17 protein-coding genes are annotated in these 19,643 nt (G+C 35.7%); 6 read left to right on the plus strand and 11 right to left on the minus strand.

Annotated features, from left to right (window positions below):
• The first annotated feature begins 38 nt into the window (after window positions 1-38).
• Window positions 39-1,586 carry an acyl-CoA carboxylase subunit beta gene (locus tag M0R16_04950; protein ID MCK9612229.1) on the plus strand — a complete coding sequence of 516 codons (1,548 nt, stop codon included), beginning with the start codon at window positions 39-41 and terminating at the stop codon, window positions 1,584-1,586.
• 12 nt (window positions 1,587-1,598) lie between these two features.
• Window positions 1,599-1,931 carry an acetyl-CoA carboxylase biotin carboxyl carrier protein subunit gene (locus tag M0R16_04955; protein ID MCK9612230.1) on the plus strand — a complete coding sequence of 111 codons (333 nt, stop codon included), beginning with the start codon at window positions 1,599-1,601 and terminating at the stop codon, window positions 1,929-1,931.
• A gap of 18 nt (window positions 1,932-1,949) precedes the next feature.
• Here M0R16_04955 and M0R16_04960 read toward each other — a convergent pair whose 3' ends face one another.
• Window positions 1,950-2,762 (minus strand): hypothetical protein, encoded by an 813-nt coding sequence (locus M0R16_04960; protein MCK9612231.1) that lies wholly within the window; start codon window positions 2,760-2,762, stop codon window positions 1,950-1,952.
• The gene (locus M0R16_04965) at window positions 2,759-4,273 is read right to left on the minus strand and encodes a GH3 auxin-responsive promoter family protein (protein MCK9612232.1); all 1,515 of its coding nucleotides are present in this window, start codon (window positions 4,271-4,273) and stop codon (window positions 2,759-2,761) included. Before M0R16_04965 ends, M0R16_04960 begins: the two co-directional genes overlap by 4 nt.
• Window positions 4,274-4,378: 105 nt before the next feature.
• Between M0R16_04965 and M0R16_04970 the strand changes: the two genes are divergently transcribed.
• The 3 genes from M0R16_04970 to M0R16_04980 all read left to right on the plus strand — a co-directional run bounded on the left by M0R16_04970 (window position 4,379) and on the right by M0R16_04980 (window position 8,071).
• Window positions 4,379-5,899 carry a glycine--tRNA ligase gene (locus M0R16_04970; protein MCK9612233.1) on the plus strand — a complete coding sequence of 507 codons (1,521 nt, stop codon included), beginning with the start codon at window positions 4,379-4,381 and terminating at the stop codon, window positions 5,897-5,899.
• Between the two features lie 88 nt (window positions 5,900-5,987).
• Complete coding sequence (locus tag M0R16_04975) at window positions 5,988-6,920, plus strand: glycosyltransferase family 2 protein (protein MCK9612234.1); 933 nt, start codon at window positions 5,988-5,990, stop codon at window positions 6,918-6,920.
• Window positions 6,917-8,071, plus strand: a complete 1,155-nt coding sequence (locus M0R16_04980; protein ID MCK9612235.1) for a glycosyltransferase family 4 protein — start codon at window positions 6,917-6,919, stop codon at window positions 8,069-8,071. Before M0R16_04975 ends, M0R16_04980 begins: the two co-directional genes overlap by 4 nt.
• A 2-nt stretch (window positions 8,072-8,073) precedes the next feature.
• On the opposite strand, the gene M0R16_04985 is transcribed toward M0R16_04980, so the two are convergent.
• The 8 genes from M0R16_04985 to M0R16_05020 all read right to left on the minus strand — a co-directional run bounded on the left by M0R16_04985 (window position 8,074) and on the right by M0R16_05020 (window position 17,054).
• Window positions 8,074-8,946 (minus strand): hypothetical protein, encoded by an 873-nt coding sequence (locus M0R16_04985; GenBank protein ID MCK9612236.1) that lies wholly within the window; start codon window positions 8,944-8,946, stop codon window positions 8,074-8,076.
• Between the two features lie 16 nt (window positions 8,947-8,962).
• The gene (locus tag M0R16_04990; GenBank protein MCK9612237.1) at window positions 8,963-10,210 is read right to left on the minus strand and encodes a GDSL-type esterase/lipase family protein; all 1,248 of its coding nucleotides are present in this window, start codon (window positions 10,208-10,210) and stop codon (window positions 8,963-8,965) included.
• A gap of 67 nt (window positions 10,211-10,277) precedes the next feature.
• Window positions 10,278-10,427: a DUF5989 family protein gene (locus M0R16_04995; GenBank protein MCK9612238.1), complete on the minus strand. Its 150-nt coding sequence runs from the start codon at window positions 10,425-10,427 to the stop codon at window positions 10,278-10,280.
• 42 nt (window positions 10,428-10,469) lie between these two features.
• A complete protein-coding gene (locus M0R16_05000; GenBank protein ID MCK9612239.1) occupies window positions 10,470-12,209 on the minus strand; it encodes an energy-coupling factor transporter transmembrane protein EcfT in 1,740 nt (579 codons plus the stop codon).
• The gene (idi, locus tag M0R16_05005; GenBank protein MCK9612240.1) at window positions 12,202-12,726 is read right to left on the minus strand and encodes an isopentenyl-diphosphate Delta-isomerase; all 525 of its coding nucleotides are present in this window, start codon (window positions 12,724-12,726) and stop codon (window positions 12,202-12,204) included. Before idi ends, M0R16_05000 begins: the two co-directional genes overlap by 8 nt.
• A gap of 56 nt (window positions 12,727-12,782) precedes the next feature.
• On the minus strand, window positions 12,783-14,645 hold the full coding sequence (locus M0R16_05010) for a radical SAM protein (protein MCK9612241.1): 1,863 nt from the start codon (window positions 14,643-14,645) through the stop codon (window positions 12,783-12,785).
• A 76-nt stretch (window positions 14,646-14,721) separates the two neighbouring features.
• Window positions 14,722-15,855 (minus strand): radical SAM protein, encoded by a 1,134-nt coding sequence (locus M0R16_05015; protein ID MCK9612242.1) that lies wholly within the window; start codon window positions 15,853-15,855, stop codon window positions 14,722-14,724.
• Between the two features lie 116 nt (window positions 15,856-15,971).
• The gene (locus tag M0R16_05020; protein MCK9612243.1) at window positions 15,972-17,054 is read right to left on the minus strand and encodes a radical SAM protein; all 1,083 of its coding nucleotides are present in this window, start codon (window positions 17,052-17,054) and stop codon (window positions 15,972-15,974) included.
• A gap of 350 nt (window positions 17,055-17,404) precedes the next feature.
• Here M0R16_05020 and M0R16_05025 point away from each other — a divergent pair, with 350 nt between their 5' ends.
• The gene (locus tag M0R16_05025; GenBank protein ID MCK9612244.1) at window positions 17,405-18,484 is read left to right on the plus strand and encodes a radical SAM protein; all 1,080 of its coding nucleotides are present in this window, start codon (window positions 17,405-17,407) and stop codon (window positions 18,482-18,484) included.
• Between the two features lie 76 nt (window positions 18,485-18,560).
• On the opposite strand, the gene M0R16_05030 is transcribed toward M0R16_05025, so the two are convergent.
• Window positions 18,561-19,628 carry a hypothetical protein gene (locus tag M0R16_05030; protein ID MCK9612245.1) on the minus strand — a complete coding sequence of 356 codons (1,068 nt, stop codon included), beginning with the start codon at window positions 19,626-19,628 and terminating at the stop codon, window positions 18,561-18,563.
• Window positions 19,629-19,643: the final 15 nt, after the last annotated feature.

Consider the following 19,643-nt stretch of genomic DNA (forward strand, 5'->3'; position numbering starts at 1 on the left):
TATTTGTTGACTTTTTCATTTAACTTAACTACCAATATATGTCTTTAAGACAAAAAACATCTGAGCTCAGGAAACGGATGCACGGTGCCTTACAGGGAGGTGGCGAAAAAGCAATTGAAAAGCAAAAAGCCACCGGAAAAATGACAGCAAGAGAGCGTATCCTTACATTGCTGGATTCTGATTCATTTCATGAATATGATCTTTTCGTGGAACATGCAGGAAAGGATTTTGATATGGATAAAAAATACCTGCCCGGCGATGGTGTTGTAACCGGAACAGGAACTATCAGCGGCTATCCTGTATGTATTTATGCACAAGATTTTACAGTTGCAGGAGGTTCTCTGGGATATATGCATGCAAAAAAAATTGCAAAAATCATGGACCATGCCATGAAACTAAAAGTTCCACTGATTGGGATTAATGATAGTGGCGGGGCACGTATTCAGGAAGGGGTAAATTCTCTTGCCGGGTATGGTGAAATTTTTTACCGCAATACGCTGGCCTCAGGAGTTATTCCACAAATTTCAGTTATCCTCGGCCCATGTGCCGGAGGAGCAGTGTATTCTCCTGCATTAACAGATTTTGTTTTTGTGGTTGACAAAATATCCAAAATGTTCATTACAGGGCCTGAAGTAATAAAAACCGTGCTTGGAGAAGATATTTCTATGGAAGATCTGGGTGGAGCTAAAGTCCACGCAGAGATAACCGGCAATGCACATTTCTATGCAGAAAGTGAGCTGGAGTGTTTTGATCAAATAAAAAAGCTGGTTTCTTTTATTCCATGGAATAATACAAAAAAAGCAGAACCATTCCCTATAAAACAACCCAAAACAAAACAATATAAAATATCGGAACTTTTTCCTACAGATTCAAAAAAACCATATGATGTAAGAAACATTATTAAAGCCATTTGTGACGATTCTGATTTTTTTGAAGTCCAGCAAATGTTTGCAGCCAATATTGTAGTCGGGTTTGCTCGTATCAACGGGCAATCCGTTGGATTTGTTGCCAACCAGCCCATGGTTCTTGCCGGAGTTCTTGACGTTGATTCTTCGGACAAAGCTGCCCGGTTTGTCCGATTCTGTGACTCTTTTAATATACCATTAATCACTTTCGTTGACTTACCTGGGTACCTGCCAGGCATTGACCAGGAACATGCCGGTGTCATACGCCATGGGGCAAAAGTTCTTTATTCATATTCTGAAGCTACAGTTCCTAAAATCACAGTTATTCTGAGAAAAGCATATGGCGGTGGCTATATTGCCATGTGTTCTCACCATTTAAGGGCAGATTTCGTCCTTGCCTGGCCAACGGCAGAAATTGCCGTGATGGGTCCAGAAGGTGCAGCAAATATTATTTTTAAAAATGAAATTCTCAACGCTCCCAACCCCGAAGAAGCACGCAGAAAAAAAATAGAAGATTATAAGGAAAAATTTGCCAACCCATACGTAGCAGCAGCATATGGTTATGTTGATGCCGTGATTGACCCCCTTGAAACCAGAAACTTTATTACTCATGCACTCGAAATTTCTGCACAAAAAAAAGAAGACAGACCTATTAAAAAACATGGTATTCCTCCCTTTTAATTGCAAATTACTATGAGTAAAAAAAAGAAACTTGTAAAACCGGAATTATATATTCTTAATGTGCTGGGAGAAGACTATAGTACTACACTAACTAACAAATACAAAAACAGAAAACCATATTCACCCTATACTCATAAACACATAACATCTTTTATTCCCGGTACCATTAAAAAAGTGTTTGTCGAAAAGGGAGATGAGGTGATAAGCGGGCAAAAACTTTTAATACTTGAAGCCATGAAAATGGATAATGAAATTATTACAAATATTTCAGGAAAAATTAAAAAAGTTTTTGTTAAATCAGGGCAAATGGTGAGTAAGAACGAGCTGTTGATAGAAATTTCCTAAACTATGATTTCCACACCCTCATTCAGGCTTTATTGAATAAATATTCAAATGAGTTTTTGTTAGAATATATATGTGTTCATTATTGCATAATGCACTTATTATTTCGTATTCTTCCGGCAGGGAAATTACAGCTTCTTCAAAAGTATTGATATTAAAAATTTTTATTTTGTTTGCTTCAACCAAAAAAATATCCTTTAAAAACACCTGAAATGAACATAGGTTTTTAAATGGTAAGAGTTTTAAATAAGTAGCATATCGGTCAAATACCAGTATTCCTGTTTCCGGAGCATATATATATAAATTATTGTTTGCCTCAACCATTGATACGGGAGAAATATCAGTTTGGGCAATTTCACTAATGTTTCCGCTGCTTTGAACCTGCTGTAATTTATTGTTAAAACGTATGATTTGATTTGTCAGCGGGTCATACAACCACAAACCATTTTCATAAGAGTTGGACATGAGTGTTGCGTTAGGATAATTCAGTTCGGAAAGCAAAATGAAATCTTTTTTCAGAGCCAACTTGTTATCAAGGTATTTTATTTTACCAAAACCTGCATTAAAAATCATTATTTTGAGGGGGTCGCTCACATCAACTCCGGAAATATGCCCGTCGCTAAATTCTGTGTAAGTATATAGTAAATTACCTTTAGCATCAAGTTTTTTTAGCGTACCCTCATTGATGAGATAAATATTTCCTAAATTATCGGCTGCCATGCTGCTTGCCTTCTGCTCAACAGCCAAAATTTTTTCGAGCTTATAAGCTTGTGCAAATGCAATGTTGATATAGCTCAACATAAAAAAAACAAACAGAATCCCTAATTTTCTCATTGTTTCGTTAAATTCAAAATCTCTTCAATATATTTTCGCCCGTTGTATAACCTGGGTACTTTGTATTGCCCCCCCAGCCTGTTGTTTTTTTTCATCCAATTGTAAAAAGTCCCTTTAGGCACATTGTGAAGTAATGGTTTTTTTAAAATCATATCATGATATCTTTTTGCTTCATAATCCGAATTGGCAGCTTTCAATGCATTATCAAAAACTTCACCAAAATAATCCAAACTGGCAGGTTCTGTTTCAAATTCAATACACCATTCATGGGTGCCATTGCTATTATCCTCAAAATATACCGGTGCTGCTGTATAATCATTTATCACGGCACCTGTTTTTTTACAGGCGATATCCAGAGCTTTATCTGCATTGTCAATCATTAATTCTTCTCCAAATGCATTTATGTAATTCTTAGTCCTCCCTGATATTTTAAACCTGAAAGGATTCAGCGAGGTAAATTTTATTGTATCGCCGATGATATACCTCCACAAACCTGCATTGGTTGAAATAATCAGTGCGTAATTTTTATCTGTTTCTACCTCAGCAAGTGATTTGGTTTGAGGATGCTCTTTATGAAATTCCTCCATAGGTATAAACTCATAAAATATACCGTAATCCAGCATCAGAAGCATATCATCCGCAAAGTTACGGTCTTGTATCCCAAAGAAACCTTCGGAGGCATTATAGGTTTCAATATAATTCATTTTATCTGAAGGAATAATTTTCTTGAATTGTTCAGCATAGGGAATAAAGCTTATGCCTCCGTGGACAAACAACTCCAGATTGTTCCAGACTTCAAGTAGGTTGTCACGGCCCGAAATTTCAAGTATGCGCCTTACCAGAAGAAGCATCCAGGAAGGGACTCCCGACAAATTAGTAACATTTTCGTTTATGGTGAATCTGACAATTTTTTCAAGCTTGCTTTCCCATTCATTCATTAAAGATACCGAAAGGTCGGGGGTTCTGATAAATTGTGCCCAAAACGGAAGGTTTTGTATAAGTATGGCTGACAAATCACCATAAAAAGCATCATTATTAAACTCGTTCATATCATGACTGCCACCAAGGGCAAGCCCTTTTCCTGAAAATATTTTTGTTTCGGGGTTATTATTGCAGTATAGTGTAAGCAAATCCTTGCCTCCTTTAAAATGACATTCTTCAATGGCATCTTCACTCATGGGAATAAACTTGCTTTTATCAGACGTTGTCCCTGATGATTTCGCAAACCATTTGATTTCCTGTGGCCATAATATGTTTTTTTCTCCCTTGCGCAAACGCTCAATATATGGTTTCAATTGGTCATAAGAAGACAACGGAACCCTTTCTTTAAACTGTTCTTGCGAAATCATTGATTTATAATCATATTTAATGCCCCATTCGGTATTTTTTGCAGAAGATACCAGCCATTGCATGCAGTCATTCTGTACTTCAACAGGATACTTTAAAAACAGCTCTATCTGATGCATACGCTGTTTCATAATCCACGACACTACCGAATTCAATAAAGCCATAACTAATGATTTCTTAGTATTTCAAAAGTACTATTTCTAAGCGAACTTTTTGCAAAAAATATATATGCCGTATATAAAAACTGAATTTTATGTTACTTTTGCAACATGGCAAATAACGAAGAATTATTCCGCAAAATCATTGCACATGCTAAAGAGTACGGCTTTGTTTTTCCGTCAAGCGAAATTTATGACGGGCTCAGTGCTGTTTACGATTACGGGCAATACGGTGTAGAACTGAAAAACAACATCAGGGCGTATTGGTGGAAATGGATGGTGCAATACAATGAAAATATCGTTGGCCTTGATTCGGCGATTTTTATGCATCCTGCCATCTGGAAAGCTTCGGGGCATGTTGATGCTTTTAATGACCCTATGATTGACAATAAAGATTCTAAAAAACGTTACCGTGCTGATGTCCTTGTAGAAGATTATATTGCCAAAATAGAAGAGAAAATTGAAAAAGAGGTTGTAAAAGCGTCTCAGCGTTTTGGTGATACTTTTGATAAAAAACTATATCGTGAGACCAATCCACGAGTTACAGAATATCAGAAAAAAATTGACGATATTAAGTCCCGTTTTTATTCGATGCTTGACAAAAATGATTTCGGGGGAATAAAAGTTTTGATTGAAGAATTGGGTATCGTTTGCCCCATTTCCGGGTCTAAAAACTGGACAGATGTTAGGCAATTCAACCTCATGTTTTCAACCCGTATGGGTTCGGTAAGCGATGATTCCGATGCTTTGTACTTACGCCCCGAAACAGCTCAGGGGATATTTGTAAACTTTTTGAATGTTATGAAAAGCGGAAGAATGAAAATACCTTTTGGTATTGCCCAGGCCGGTAAGGCTTTCCGCAATGAGATTGTTGCCCGGCAGTTTATTTTCCGCATGCGCGAGTTTGAACAAATGGAAATGCAGTTTTTTGTACGCCCCGGAGAAGAACTAAAATGGTATGAGCATTGGAAAGAAGAAAGAATGAAGTGGCATCTGTCACTGGGAATAGCCGCAGAAAAATACCGCTTCCACAACCATGAAAAACTGGCACACTATGCCAATGCCGCCTGTGATATCGAGTTTCATTTCCCTATCGGATTTAAGGAATTAGAAGGCATTCACTCCCGTACAGATTTTGACCTGATGGCTCACCAAAAATATTCTGGAAAAAAGCTGCAGTATTTCGACCCTGAAACCAATGAAAGTTATGTTCCTTATGTTATTGAAACCTCTATTGGCCTTGACCGGACATTTCTCGCTATCCTAAGCCATTCTTACAAAGAAGAAACGCTGGAAGATGGTTCTGTCAGGGAAATGATGAATATCCCTCCCGTTCTGGCTCCCATTAAAGTTGCGGTGCTTCCCCTCGTGAAAAAAGACGGAATGCCTGAAAAAGCACGCCGTATTTTTGACTCTCTGAAACTTAATTTTATGTGCCAGTACGATGAAAAAGACGCCATAGGCAGAAGGTACCGAAGGCAGGATTCTATCGGAACTCCTTTTTGCATAACCATTGACAATGAGACATTACAGAACAATACCGTTACTATCCGTTACCGCGATACTATGCTGCAGGAACGAATTAATGCGGAAAATGTAAGCCTGTTTATATCAGAAAAAATAAATCAATAAGTACTGATTTATGTCCCCAATAATATTATCTATTGACACTTTGAACTTTCATTATATTTTGTTATATTTGCTGATATAAACGACAAAAATGAAAATTTCCGTCATTTTACCCGTTTTCAATGAAGGGGATAATATTATCCCTATGTATCATAAACTTAAGGAAGTTATTGCCCCTTCGGGATTAGAGCCTGAATTTGTTTTTATAAATGATGGAAGCACTGATGGCTCTTACTCAATAATAAAAAATTTGTCTCTGGAAAACAGAAATGTTAAATTTGTCAATTTTTCAAGAAATTTCGGACATCAGGCTGCGTTAACCGCAGGGTTGGATTATGCCAGTGGCGATGCGGTAATAACTATGGATTGTGACTTTCAGGACCCGCCCGAGCTGATTCCGGAAATGATAAAAAAATGGCAGGAGGGCAATGAAGTTGTTTATACAAGAAGAAAACAAAGAAAAGACGGCTTCTTTAAAACTATTACTGCTAAATTATATTATAAAATTATTTACTGGTTTTCAGAATTCAAAATTCACGGAAATGTGGGTGATTTTCGCCTGCTCGGCAAAAAAGCGCTGGCAGAAATCAACAAAATGCGAGAAAAATCGAGATACCTGAGGGGGATGGTTCCCTGGATCGGATTTCAGTTTGCCATATTGGATTATGAACGCCCGTTAAGGATACACGGAAAAACCGGATATAAATTTTTACAAATGTTCAGGCTAGGCATGAACGGCTTGTTAAGTTTTTCTTTAGCCCCAATACGTTTTGGCCTGATTGCCGGGTTTTTTATCATTTTTTCAGGAATTGGATTTCTGATATACATGTTTTTTAATTATATGATTAACGACCAGTTTTATAAATTACTTGAGTGGATGGCTGTTGTTAATTATATTTTGATAGGTTTTCTTCTAATTATGATTTGGATTATTGCCGAGTACATCGGAAAAATTTTTAATGAAACAAAAAACAGGCCTATTTACATTATTAACGATACAGGCAATATCGAAAATATCAAATGAAAATCCTGGTTCTCAATTATGAATATCCGCCCTTAGGCGGAGGAGCCGGGGTTATTACGCAACAAATTTCTGAAGGGCTGGCATATCTTGGCCATAATATTACTGTTGTTACAACCTGGTTTGAAAAACTTCCTGAGAACGAAGAAAAAGACAACCTCAAAATCATCCGCCTGAAATCTGCCAGAAAATATACTTATCGTTCCAATGTTTTTGAGATGCTTTCCTGGATAAAGCACAGTAAAAAATTCCTTGCTGCTTATTGCTGTGAAAACAAATTAGATGTCTGCCTTACAAATTTCTCACTGCCCGGAGGAGAAGTGGGGTTTTTTCTTAAAAAAAGATTCGGCATCCCTTATACGGTAATTTCTCACGGACACGACATCCCCTGGTACTTTGCTAAAGAAATGTTTTTTTATCATTTGCTTACCTATTTTCGTATTAAGAAAATCTGCAAAGCATCGGCATTTAATTTTTTACTGAACGCCGACATGAAAAAAAATGCAGATAAATTTCTTGGTGAGAAAGACACAAGCAAAAACATTATAATACCAAACGGTTGTGATATGGATTTTTTCAAACCCGGGCAACATAAGAAATCCGGCACATTTAAAATTTTATTTACCGGCAGGCTCGTTCAGCAAAAAGATCCGTTTACTTTTCTGGGTGCTTTGAAGCAACTGGCAGAAAAACAAGTGCGCTTTACGGCAATCATTGTGGGGGACGGTATATTAAGAAATGACATGGAGAAGTATGTTAAAAACAATTTTCTGACAAATAATGTTACATTTAAAGGATGGATGACAAGAGAACAAATATTGGAAGAATACCAGTCTGCCAGTGTTTTTGTTCAGACATCAATTTATGAAGCCATGTCGGTGGCGCCTCTCGAAGCTATGGCTTGTGGCACGTATGTTATTTGCACACCAGCCGGAGCAAACAGGGATATTATTTTTGAAAATGAAAACGGCGATACTTTCTCCACAGGCAATTCATCAGAACTCTCAGAAAAACTTTTTAACTTTTATAACACAAAGTATAAAAACGGGCTTGTTGTGAGCAGTGAACTAATTGATAAAATACGGACTTTATACTGTTGGCGTAATCGTATTATTTTAAAATATCAGGAGTACCTGGGAAAAAGCTGCCGGTAAAATTATGGTCTTTTTGTTTTTTCTTTTTTAAAAACCCTTACAAATTTCCAGAAATATTTATTTATCAGGCCGGGTATTTGTTGCAAAGAAATTCTGATAATTACAACACGCAGTAGATTCTTAAATCGTTGTGTCCCGGGTGAAGGCAATAATAAGCCATATGTTTTGAGTAATTTGCCAATATATGACTTATAGGGGATTGCATTTTTATTGATACGGTTACGCCTCCACTCCTCATTTACCAGATGCAGTGCGTACCAGCTTTCCGGAACAGCATAATCCTTATACAACATCTTACGAATTATAAGCCAGCTGTCCTGGTTCGAAAAATCTTTGATGTAGTTATTGAGCTGTAACTCATTTATAGTATCATTCAGGATTTTTATCGGCAGGTTCCAGTCGCGGTTATTTTCATCAACAAGATGTACAGCCCTATCAAAGCACAGCTTCATCAGCTCGCTGCGGGGCGGGCATTTCATCATATTCCCGACCATGGCAAAATCGTGATGTGTTCTGAAAATATAAGGCTCATTAAAATCAAACGGCTTAAGGCACACCACATCCATATCCACCCACCATCCGCCGTATTCGTAAAGCAGTTTATACCTGAAAATATCGGAAAAGCCCGCATAGCTGCCTTTGCCGTGGCCAAACTGATTCGAATGCCTGTAACAAAAAACTTTTTCGCGGGGTATTATTTTGGAAGCATCCTTAACAACAAGCTTGTCGGGAAGTTGTGTTTCAATTACATCATAAGCCCAGAGCCAGAACTCATGGTTATTACGAATAAATGATTTTATACACAACAATTCCATAGCCGAAAGCTTTTTGCCAATCCATAATCCGTGTATTATTTTGTTTTCCTGCGAAATCATTTCAGAAAAATTACATTTAATTAAAATTTAGTGAATCTAAAATTCCCGCCTGTTTTAAATTCCATTCTATGCCTTTTGCCATAAGGTTATATCCTTTGGAATTAAAGTGCCCGTCAGTTTCCCAGTATAAACCACTCCTGTTTCCCGGATTAATACCCGCAATATTATTATTATAATCTCTCAAATCAAAGACAGGTATAATATTTTCTTTTTTTAGTTTTTTAATAATTGGGATATAAAAAGGATTCCCATCGTCAATAATTACAATTACAAGTTTAATATTTTTCTTACGTGATAATTCATAATATTTATTTATACACTTAGAAATTTCTTTTTCGGCTTCTATGAGTATTTTCTGGTTTTCGCTTTGGGGTAACAAATTATTGTAATGTAAAATATTATTAATGGCATAGCGAAAAATATAGCTAACGGCGTACAATCTTTCCCACCATGGGGCTTTTCTGTATTTTATTCCCGAGCCGGTAAATCGCTCAAAGCCGCCTCTCATACGGTAAAATTCAAAATCAGAAGAGCCTAATGCAAGCAAAACCATATCGGGAGAATACTTTAACAGTTTTTTTTCGAGCAATTTGTATTCAAAAAACGGATCGGATGATGATATTCCGGCATTTAAAACAGTGATTTTTTTTGTAGTATTATTTTTCAGCTTTTCCTTCAGCAGTGCCGGCCATGTGGAATCATAAGGTGCGCCTATGCCTTCTGTGAAAGAATTTCCCAGGCAGATAATACGGTATTCATTTTCTTCCTTAGTAATAGGATGATTAATGTCACGGAATCCATCATTATTTGCTGTTACAGGGAAAAAAAATCCTTTCCCATTTGACATGTATGTTGAATTGGGCTTATTGCAATAAACATCCGGCTGTTCTTCATTTATGTAACTTTTAATTACATTATATCCCGAAACATAAAAGGAACCATTTTGTTCGTTATAACTTTTATTTAATCCTGCAATACGCAGGACTGTTTCGGCACAAAGCCAGATACATCCGAAAATAATCAATACTGTTTTTAATGTTTTATATTTCCCGGGCGACAGCCTGATTTTTTTTGCAATCAGTTTTAAAATGTACCACAGTAATGTGATAATAAATAAAATCATCAGCACTGCCGTTATAAACATCGCCATGGAATATCTTAACAGAAGGTACCCGAAAAAAATCGCCAGGGCGGTAATCACAGAAAACAGTATCGTTTTAAACCAAAAGTGCTGTTTGCCGGATTCTGAATTAAATAATTTCACTTTACTGCTCTCAGTTTGTGTTTTTTTTGGCTAATACGGCTTCTGATGGAATCTTTTTCATTGCTGTTTAAAACAAAGTGTAAACAAAAGGAGCTATGGCTGAACCGCTTCCGAAAACAATAAGTACCCCTACCAGCAGCAATACTATGATAATTGGCAGCAACCACCATTTTTTCCGTACTTTCATAAAATTCCATAAATCCTTTAATGTTTCCATAATCATTCAGTGTTTATTTTTTATGTGGGATTATCCGGTTTTTCATTCTTTCATAAGTGAATCAATAATTCCCATTTCTTTCAATTTCCATTCAACACCTCGGGCAAACAATTCATATCCTTTTGCATTGTGGTGGCCGTCTTCGGTCCAGTAATATTCTGAACTGTTTGATGGCCCTATTCCTTCGTACACAATAAAGTAGTCCATCATGTTCAAAACCCCGTCAGGAATTTTATTGTGGAGCTTCTCACAAACATCTTCCAGTGCCATCATTTTTGAATTTATTTCGCCCTTTAAAGGATGAAAGGCCACGATAAAAATAAAATCATTCTTTTTTGCCAGCTCATTAAAAAGCACTACCGCTTCCATGATTTTCTCTTTATCGGCTTCATAGTTCTCTTTGGTTTTACTGCACAGTAATGCATCATACCCCAAGGCTGCAAACAAAAGCCTTGAAATACGCAGGGAAGCATAGACGGGTTCCCACCAGGGCGCTTTATTGAACACAACAGTGCCGTCAGGCCTGAAACGATCTATGCCGCCCCGGATATGAATATCCGTTATATCAGATATATTTACGGGCAGGATAACCATATCGGGTTTATACTTCATCAGTTTTTCCTTTACTAAAATGTATGAATAAAAGGGGTCGCTTCCACAAACGCCGGCATTCATGAAGGTAAGTTGTTTTCTTATCGGGTATTTCATAAGCCCTCTTTCAAGAAATTTCAGCCAGGTAGAATCGGCATGTGCACCGTCCCCCTCTGTAAATGAATCACCCACACCGATGATGCGGAATTCATTTTCAGATTTTATGATACTGTGCTCCCTGTCGGATAATTTTTCCGTGTTTATCATCCGCATATAGCAGTATTCGGCGTTCACCAGCTTATGATTGCTGTCCCATGTGTGAAAATATTTTTTGTTTTTGGTATTGTATGGGGAATAATAATAGCCGGGAAACCCATGTTCAAGCCTCGTGCTTTTGTACCCGGTGATTATAAACAAGACTTCTGTCAATAAAAGCAGCAAGGCGATGCTTGTTATGCTCAACCTTATCTCCTTCAGATGTTTCTGAGAGCGGGCTAAACGCTTAATGAACATTATCAGTATATAAACCAGCAGCATAAACAGGATAATCATAAACAAACCCGAAGTGTTTAAGTAAAAGCCTGTATATACGTAGAAGAAAATATGAATCAGCAGCACAAAAACAAATAAATACCAGAGCACTTGGTAAAAACGTCTTACCGGCATGTACTTCAGGAAAATAAACATGGAAGCTACATAAATAAAAAGCATTATTAATATAGCAATGAATCCCAAGTGGGCTTCTTTCCATGATAACATATTCCATACAATTGCCCAAAAAGAAGTCCTGGGTTTTAATTTTAAGGAAATATCGGCTTCGGTATCAGAATTTAAATGAAGGTTTTCAGCCGTGGTTTCTCTGCTACCATACAAAACTTTTACTTTCTTTATCAGAATTTCCGTGCCGGAATAAATCATAAGTTTCGAAAAATTCCTGTTGCCTTTGTATTCCCATACAGAATTTCCCGGCAGTTTATCCAAAACCAGTATTGTTTCCCGGGGTGAGTACCCAAATACTTTGATGTTGGCAGCCTGTGTTTCGGTCATTCCGTCCATGATTACATCAAATTTGCCGGATAGTAGGACCTTTGATAAATAGCATTTATAAGCAACGGCAGCCGATGCCGAAATTATCATCAAAATGATAAATGCTGTAATAACAACACGCCACTTATGTTTATGCTTAAACAATATTGAAGTTTTTAAATTTTTCGACAAATTCTCTCATGGCAAATTTAAACCAGTACGTATAAGTATCCGGCTGCTTTTTCATATCCTTTAACAGCGCCCTTATCTGAATATATTTCCATTCGTGCACTTCCTCTTTGTCCGGATGCGGTACTTCATCGGAAAAACCCAAATAGGCGTATACAATTTCGTTTTCAGTTAGTTCATTATCCAGTTTCACGGTGTACCTGTAGTTGAAAATCCATCGCAGTTGAGATGTAATCCCCATTTCTTCTTTCAATCTTTTCTCCGCTTGCTCACCTTCATTTTTTTCAGAGACAAAATGACTACAGCATGTGTTCGACCACAGACCAGCGGAATGATATTTGTTCAATGCCCTTTGCTGTATAAGCAATTCATTTTTTGAATTCATAATAAAAACTGAAAATGCACGATGCAACAAGCCTGTTTTATGCACGGTCATTTTATCCTTAAAACCAATTATCTTGTCTTTTTCATCAATTACAATAATATTCAGCATCTGATCTTTTTTATTATATAATTAATAAATCACAGAAAAAAACAACATAGCGCTTACTAATATCTATGCATGTCAATACCTTGTTTTAAATAAGTTTTTTCTATCTCTTCTATTATCTTTTTATTCGATTTGTTTTTTAGTTCCCTTATGATAATTTTTGCGGGAATGCCCTCGATTTCTTTATATAACAGGGCCAATAACTCTTTATTATTAAAATGATCAAGAATTTTATTTAAATTAATTATTAAATTCTCATTTGTTTGTTTTCTCACAATTTGTTCCGCTGTTTCGGGGTTAATTCTTTTATTAATTTCGAATAAAATTATTGTTTTTATCTCTTCAGAATCATCATGTCTTGTTTTACCTGTGTTTTTAATGAAGATGGCTTTGGCGGAATTATATACAGATATTACAGCTAATATGAAAAACACATGGGAGACCCATGCAAAAAATATAAAATAAGAAAAATAATGAAAAAGGAGAGATAAAAAAGAGTTCTTTTTTAACAACCTGTATGCAAGATGAAATAAATTAATGATTTTTGAATTGTACAACTGTCTTGTGAAATACATCCGGAGTTGTCTTATTTGATATGTATTTCTGTTATTTATAGTTCGCCATGTACTGGAATCATGCGAACTGATGTTGTATTTTTCATAATGCTTGTTTAAATCCGAATTAATCGGGATATTACAAGCAGCAACAGATGAGGCAATGCCATATCTCAAAAATCTTTTAACAAAGAATAATGTTTCAATGAAATTCAGGGTGTTTTCGCCAGGAAACCCGACAATCAGGTTGAAATTAAAACTAATATTAGCCTTGGCAGTATCCATCAGCACCCTTGCAGCTAATTTTCGTTCATAGCCCTTATTCATAAGCCTGAGTACCCGGTTGCTGGCGCTCTCAAGCCCATAATGCAGGTAATTGCAGCCCGCCTCCTTCATTTTTTTCAACAATTCAGGCGTCAGTTCTTTTCTTATAGCCAACTGAGAATCCCATGTAATATGTATTTGTTCCTGTATGAGCAGGTCACAAAATTTCTTTACCCCCTGAATATTGCCACCCATATTCGAGCATGTCAGCCAAAAGGTTTTTATCCGCGGATTTTTTTCCAGTTGATATTTGATTTCATCTGCTACTTTTACAGGATCCCTGAACTGGTATTTATTCCAGCAGGTCCATTCATTACAGAAAGAACAACGGTTTACGCAACCCCTGCTGATCATTACCGGCAAATGTTCCCAAGAATAATTATCCTGTTTAAAAAAACTCAGATCAGCAAAAGGAATATTATCAATGTCTGAGGTGGGAACATCATTTTTATAGTTTTCGGTTTCATCCATCATTAACCGGAACCAATATCCCCTGGTATTCTTGAATTTACCATTATTTTCATAATATGTAAGCAATGCAGGCAAGTCACTTTCGCCGTCGCCAGAACATACCACATCAATTTCGGGTTTAATTTGCCTTATACGGTTAAGGTTTTCATAACTGACGAAACAATAAGGCCCTCCCCAGAAAACGACTTTTTCAGGTACTTTACCCTTAATAATCCTGGTTAATTCATAACTAAACAAATTGCTTGTAGCATGAACGGAAAAACAAATCACACAAGGATTAAAGCTTAAAATCTCGTCAATAGCTTCGTATATTATTTTCTCAAAGGCCTCAAAAAGTTCATTAATAAAATCAGTGTTTGTAAAATCATTTTCAATTTTATAATTTGTCCATGATTCTGGATTAATATGTGTTTTATTATTTTTTGAGTTTTTTATCGCTAAATAAATATCTGTATTAAGGTCAAAACACCTTACTTCATGCCCGTCTCTCTTTAGCGCGCTGCCTAAGAGTGATAGCGCATAAGGAGGAGCTGTTGTTACCCATGCCGGACATTGTATCAATGCGACTTTCATATAGCAGTAAAATAAAAACTCATAAAATTGATGTCATAAATAATTTCAATGTAATGATACTGTTTCTATAATAGCTTCATGCGGATAAAAAAGAAAAGTGCCTTCTAATATTCAGCTTGATATTTTTTCGTTTTTCTTTTAAAGCATATTTAAGTTTCAACGATCTCTTTGTATACAATTTTTCTATCTGCAAAAGCAAAGCATTATAATTTCTGAGATTTTCTTTTTCTATTTCTGAATTTTCTGGCAAGTAAATACTGGTAAGTACTTTATGTATAATTTTTAATTCTCTGTTTGGCATACCAAATAAAGAGGCCTTTTGTGGGTAATAAACCGTATGAAAAAACAGCTTGACATTATTCGTATTTGAAAAATTAACCAAGTCAGGCAAGGTTTTCCAGTTCTGCTGCATCGGGCAAGCAGTAATAGTCAGTTCGGTATTATTTCTGTTACAATAATCAATGAAATAATGGATATTTTTCATTGTTTTCTCAAAATTCGCATTGATTCTTATTTTTTCGTATTTCTCTTTATCAACTGTATCTAAAGAAATATTGAATAAAAATCTTCCTTTCTCAATTAATGATTCTATTTCATCATTAAGTATAGTGGCATTGGTCTGAACGATCAGAAGGCATTTAGGATTAACCTCGATAATTTTTTTCCATATTTTATAAAAGACAGGGATCATGAATGGTTCTCCTCCAACAAAATGAGCCTGTTTCAAATGAGGAATATAATCTTCAAGTTGTTTTATAAAGTCATCATCATATGGGTTAGATAACGGCGGAAGTTTCAAGGAAGCTGTTCTTAGCATTGAAGAAGATTCCCCGTCACACATAAAGCACTCTAGGTTGCAGGTATTGGCCAGCTGGAATTCTATTTTAGTCGGGTATGTTTCATGCTGTGGAAAAAAACCATAATACCATGCTTTCATACTTTCCGGGCTGCCTTTCTTCAGGTAATACCTGCACGTGGCACAACCTTTATGCAATTTTTTACGTTTCATCAATGTTCGGAAACGCCTTATCTTGTTACCAAACCAGATATCATTCAGAGAATCTTTAGGATATTTGCCGTAGTAATATTTTCTATTTTCGCAACAAGGAAAAGCCTGTCCATAAAAATCAAAATAAACGCTCCGGTAGGGAGCATAGCAATATATATTATCTGTAATTTTATGATTATTTTTATTCTGTTCTTTTTTCATTTTCAAAAAGGAGACAAATGTGTTCTCTTTATCACAGGCTGTTCATTTTCATAAATTAAATGTAAAATAACTCAAAATTTCTGTTATGATTAGTGCCTGTATGATATGTATGCTTTTCAAACAAGATCTTTGTGCTTGAATTTTTCTTTTATGTCATAATTTGTATAAAAATGTTTTAACTGATACAGCAAATGATTAAAAGATTTAAGATTATATTGCGCAGTAATGGTCTGGCTGTTTATCTTAACTTCTGACAATTTAATATAAATGTTATTTAATTCTTCTCGGGTACATCCGAAAAAAGACACTCTGGCTGGGAAAAGTACTGTGTGAAAATGAATCTTGATATCGTTTTTATTTGAAAACCTGATCAGGTCGGGTATTTCCGTCCAGTTTTGCTGCATGGGGCAGGCAGTGAGCTTAAGGTCTGTTTTTTTTCGCCTGCAGTAATCAATAAAATAATATATATGAGCCATTGTGTCCTCAAACCTTGCATTTTTCCTTATACGTTCATACATATCTTTCTTCAGTGAGTCGATAGAGATGTTAAATGAAAACCTTCCCCTTTCCAGCAGAGATTTTATATTTTCATTAAACACAGTAGCATTTGTCTGCACTATGATCTCGCATTGCGGGTTCAGGCTGATGATCTTTTCCCATATTTTAAAAAAAACCGGAATCATAAACGGCTCTCCGCCCACAAAATGTGTTTGCTTCAGGAATGGGATAAATTCTTCCAACTGCTCTACAAAAGAATCGTCGTAAGGATTATGATATTGCTTTAATCCGATCTTTCCCCTGATTACGGATGAAGAATATGAATCGCACATAAAACATTCAAGGTTGCACTGGTTGGAGAGCTGGAACTCAATACGTGAAGGATACTTTTCAGTTCCCGGGACACATTCATAATAAGTGGATTTCGTGATCTGTCCGTTTCCCGGCGTTAAAGCAGGCTTGCATGAAACGCAGCCATGGTCTAAATTTCTTTTTTTGATCAGTAGCCGGAATTTATTTATTTTTTCACCAAACCATATCTCATGAATTGACTGATTGGGGTATTTACCATAAGAATAGGTTTTGTTTTCGCAGCAGGGGTATGCATTCCCGTGAAAATCAAAAAAAATACTACGGAATGGCGCTTTGCATACTATAGGATCAGAAAAAGACTGATTTTTGAACTTATTGATAAAGGCCAAATATATCTTTTGTAAAAAAAAAATTTTAAATGCGCTCATATGTTAATCATATCACCTGAGTTTGACAAAAATTATAAAGTTGTTTTAACCCAGCTTAAAGAAAATTATGATTTTACACGAATCAGATATTCTCCCAATTATAATATAAAAACATGATAATCCTTGCAAATATACCTAATTTATTGAGATATTACTGTGTTTTGAGAATAACTAACCCGTTACTTTTCAGGGATATTATATATTTCGAATTAATATGCCATAATAAACAATTTTGTTTCCTTGTAAAACAAATCTTACTTGGTCAGTCATTATATTTGTATGATCAAAAAATTCTAAAAGAGAACGACAAAATGAAAAAAATTCCAAAAGATTTACTAAAACAGTACAATGCAACGAGGGATCCATTTCAGACACATATATTTTGTCATGCTCCTTTCCGGTCCTTATTCTTTTCTTTAAATGGCAATGTTTATACATGTTGTGCAAATAAGAAATTTGTTGTGGGAAAATATCCAAAGAGATCCCCTCGTGAAATATGGTTTGGGAGGAAAATAAACAGGTTAAGAAAAAAACTTATATCCAACAATCTTTCTCTGGGTTGCAATTCGTGCGCCGAGAACATTAAAATGGGGAATTTTAATATTATGGCTTCCAAAATTTATGATAATGTGCCAACAAATGAAATATACCCCTCTAGACTTGATTTTAACCTGTCAAATATATGTAACCTTGAGTGCATTATGTGTAATGGCGGTGATTCATCTGCAATATTCAAAAAACAAAAAGCGCTGACAACTCTTCAAACAAAGCAATATAATTTAAATCTTTACGGAAAAAAATTTGTTGAGGAAATCCGGGAATTCATTCCCCATCTCAAAACTGCTTTTTTCATCGGGGGAGAGCCTTTTCTGATTAAAGTATTTTATGATTTATGGGAGATATTCACTGAGGTAAATAATGAATGCGAACTGGTCATTCAAACAAATGGTACCATTCTGAGCAATAAGATAAAAATGTTACTGGAAAAGGGAAGATTCTACTTTAATGTTTCCTTGGATTCGTTGGATAAAAAAACCTTTGAAATGATAAGAGTTAATGCCAACTTTGAAAAAACCATGTCGAACCTGGAGTACTTTATTGAATATGCTGAGAGAAAAAACACATACACAAACCTGACCGTATGCCCTGTCCAGCAAAACTGGAAAGAAATTCCGCATTTGGTGAATTTTGCAAACGAAAAAAAAATATCTATTTATTTTAATACAGTTTTCAAACCCGGATTCTGTTCATTTTCTGGCTTTAACAATAAACAGCGAAATGAGGTCATTGATTATTATTCTTCTTTTAATTTCCCCGAAAAAACAAATTGGGAACGAATAAACAAAGCATCCTTTAAAACTTTAATTAATCAGCTTAGAAACTTTTATTGAAATAATCACTGACCGAAATTGTCATGTAATGGTTACGTGAATCTGTAATGCAACAATAAATCCAGTGCAGTTATTTCTATTTTTTTAGTGAATCAATAATTCCCATCTCGTTTAGTTTTTGTATTACACCACGGGCAAATGCCTGATACCCTTTTGGCTTGTTGTGATCGTCCACTGTCCAAAAATAATCATTCGAATTGCTGGCTCTTATTTTTTCAACAGACTTGTAATAATGTAACAAATCCAGATACTGAATGTTGTTGTTTTCACAAAACCCTGATATTTCTTCAATAAAAAAACTCTTTCCGGTTTCAACTTCGTGTTTCCACGGATGAAGTATAACAACCATTTGAAAATTATTTAAAAGGGCAAGCTTCTGATATTTCAAAATCACATTTTTAATATCCTGTATGGCTTTAATTTCCTTATCCTTCTGCTGTGAAGGTGAAAGGAACTGAAGATTATAATTTAGAACTTTATGTACAAATAATCTAATAATATGACAGTATCCATACAACCACTCCCATTGGGGCCCATCAGTGAATTTTACAGTACCGTCATTCTGAAACCTTTCAAAACCGCCCCTGAAAGCGACATCTCCCAGATCGCTTATATTTATAGCGCAAAGCAAAAGGCTGGGTTTGTGTTTTAAAAGTAATTTATCAAAAATAATATATTCATAAAAAGGGTCGCTTCCGGCTATACCACCGTTGATAGTAAACACATTAACATTGCCTGTTAACAACCTGATATTTCTTTCCACTAATTTTAACCATGTTGAATCCTGATCCGTTCCGATTCCCTCGGTATAAGAATCCCCTATTCCCACAATGCGGTATTCTCTTTCTGCTTTTTCTTTAAAATCATTTTTTTCTGCCAAGCCGTCACTATTAGATTTGAAGTAATATTCAAACTCATTGGGGCTCGCAAACCTATGGGTACTGTTGGGTTCATATAAATTAAGCCAACTCTTGGGTGCTGTGAACATTGAATGATACTTCCCGTCAAAATAGGCTAGTTTTTCAATGGGAGTATACATGCCCCCCCACAATCTTAATATCAATTCAACAAGTATGAAAGAAGTTAATAAAGAGTAAAGCAGCAATCTGATATTTGACTTTGCTTTATCATTAGTTCTTGCCAAACGGAAATATATAAA

Source organism: Bacteroidales bacterium (assembly GCA_023228145.1).
In the GTDB taxonomy this organism is placed as follows: domain Bacteria; phylum Bacteroidota; class Bacteroidia; order Bacteroidales; family CAIWKO01; genus CAIWKO01.

Coding starts and splice junctions, on each gene's coding strand:
- M0R16_04955 (MCK9612230.1), top strand. CDS start 1,599: ATGAGTAAAAAAAAGAAACTTGTAAAACCGGAATTATATATTCTTAAT.
- M0R16_04995 (MCK9612238.1), bottom strand. CDS start 10,427: ATGGAAACATTAAAGGATTTATGGAATTTTATGAAAGTACGGAAAAAA.
- M0R16_04965 (MCK9612232.1), bottom strand. CDS start 4,273: ATGGCTTTATTGAATTCGGTAGTGTCGTGGATTATGAAACAGCGTATG.
- M0R16_05015 (MCK9612242.1), bottom strand. CDS start 15,855: ATGAAAAAAGAACAGAATAAAAATAATCATAAAATTACAGATAATATA.
- M0R16_04950 (MCK9612229.1), top strand. CDS start 39: ATGTCTTTAAGACAAAAAACATCTGAGCTCAGGAAACGGATGCACGGT.
- M0R16_04980 (MCK9612235.1), top strand. CDS start 6,917: ATGAAAATCCTGGTTCTCAATTATGAATATCCGCCCTTAGGCGGAGGA.
- M0R16_05025 (MCK9612244.1), top strand. CDS start 17,405: ATGAAAAAAATTCCAAAAGATTTACTAAAACAGTACAATGCAACGAGG.
- idi (MCK9612240.1), bottom strand. CDS start 12,726: ATGCTGAATATTATTGTAATTGATGAAAAAGACAAGATAATTGGTTTT.
- M0R16_04960 (MCK9612231.1), bottom strand. CDS start 2,762: ATGAGAAAATTAGGGATTCTGTTTGTTTTTTTTATGTTGAGCTATATC.
- M0R16_04985 (MCK9612236.1), bottom strand. CDS start 8,946: ATGATTTCGCAGGAAAACAAAATAATACACGGATTATGGATTGGCAAA.
- M0R16_04970 (MCK9612233.1), top strand. CDS start 4,379: ATGGCAAATAACGAAGAATTATTCCGCAAAATCATTGCACATGCTAAA.
- M0R16_05010 (MCK9612241.1), bottom strand. CDS start 14,645: ATGAAAGTCGCATTGATACAATGTCCGGCATGGGTAACAACAGCTCCT.
- M0R16_04975 (MCK9612234.1), top strand. CDS start 5,988: ATGAAAATTTCCGTCATTTTACCCGTTTTCAATGAAGGGGATAATATT.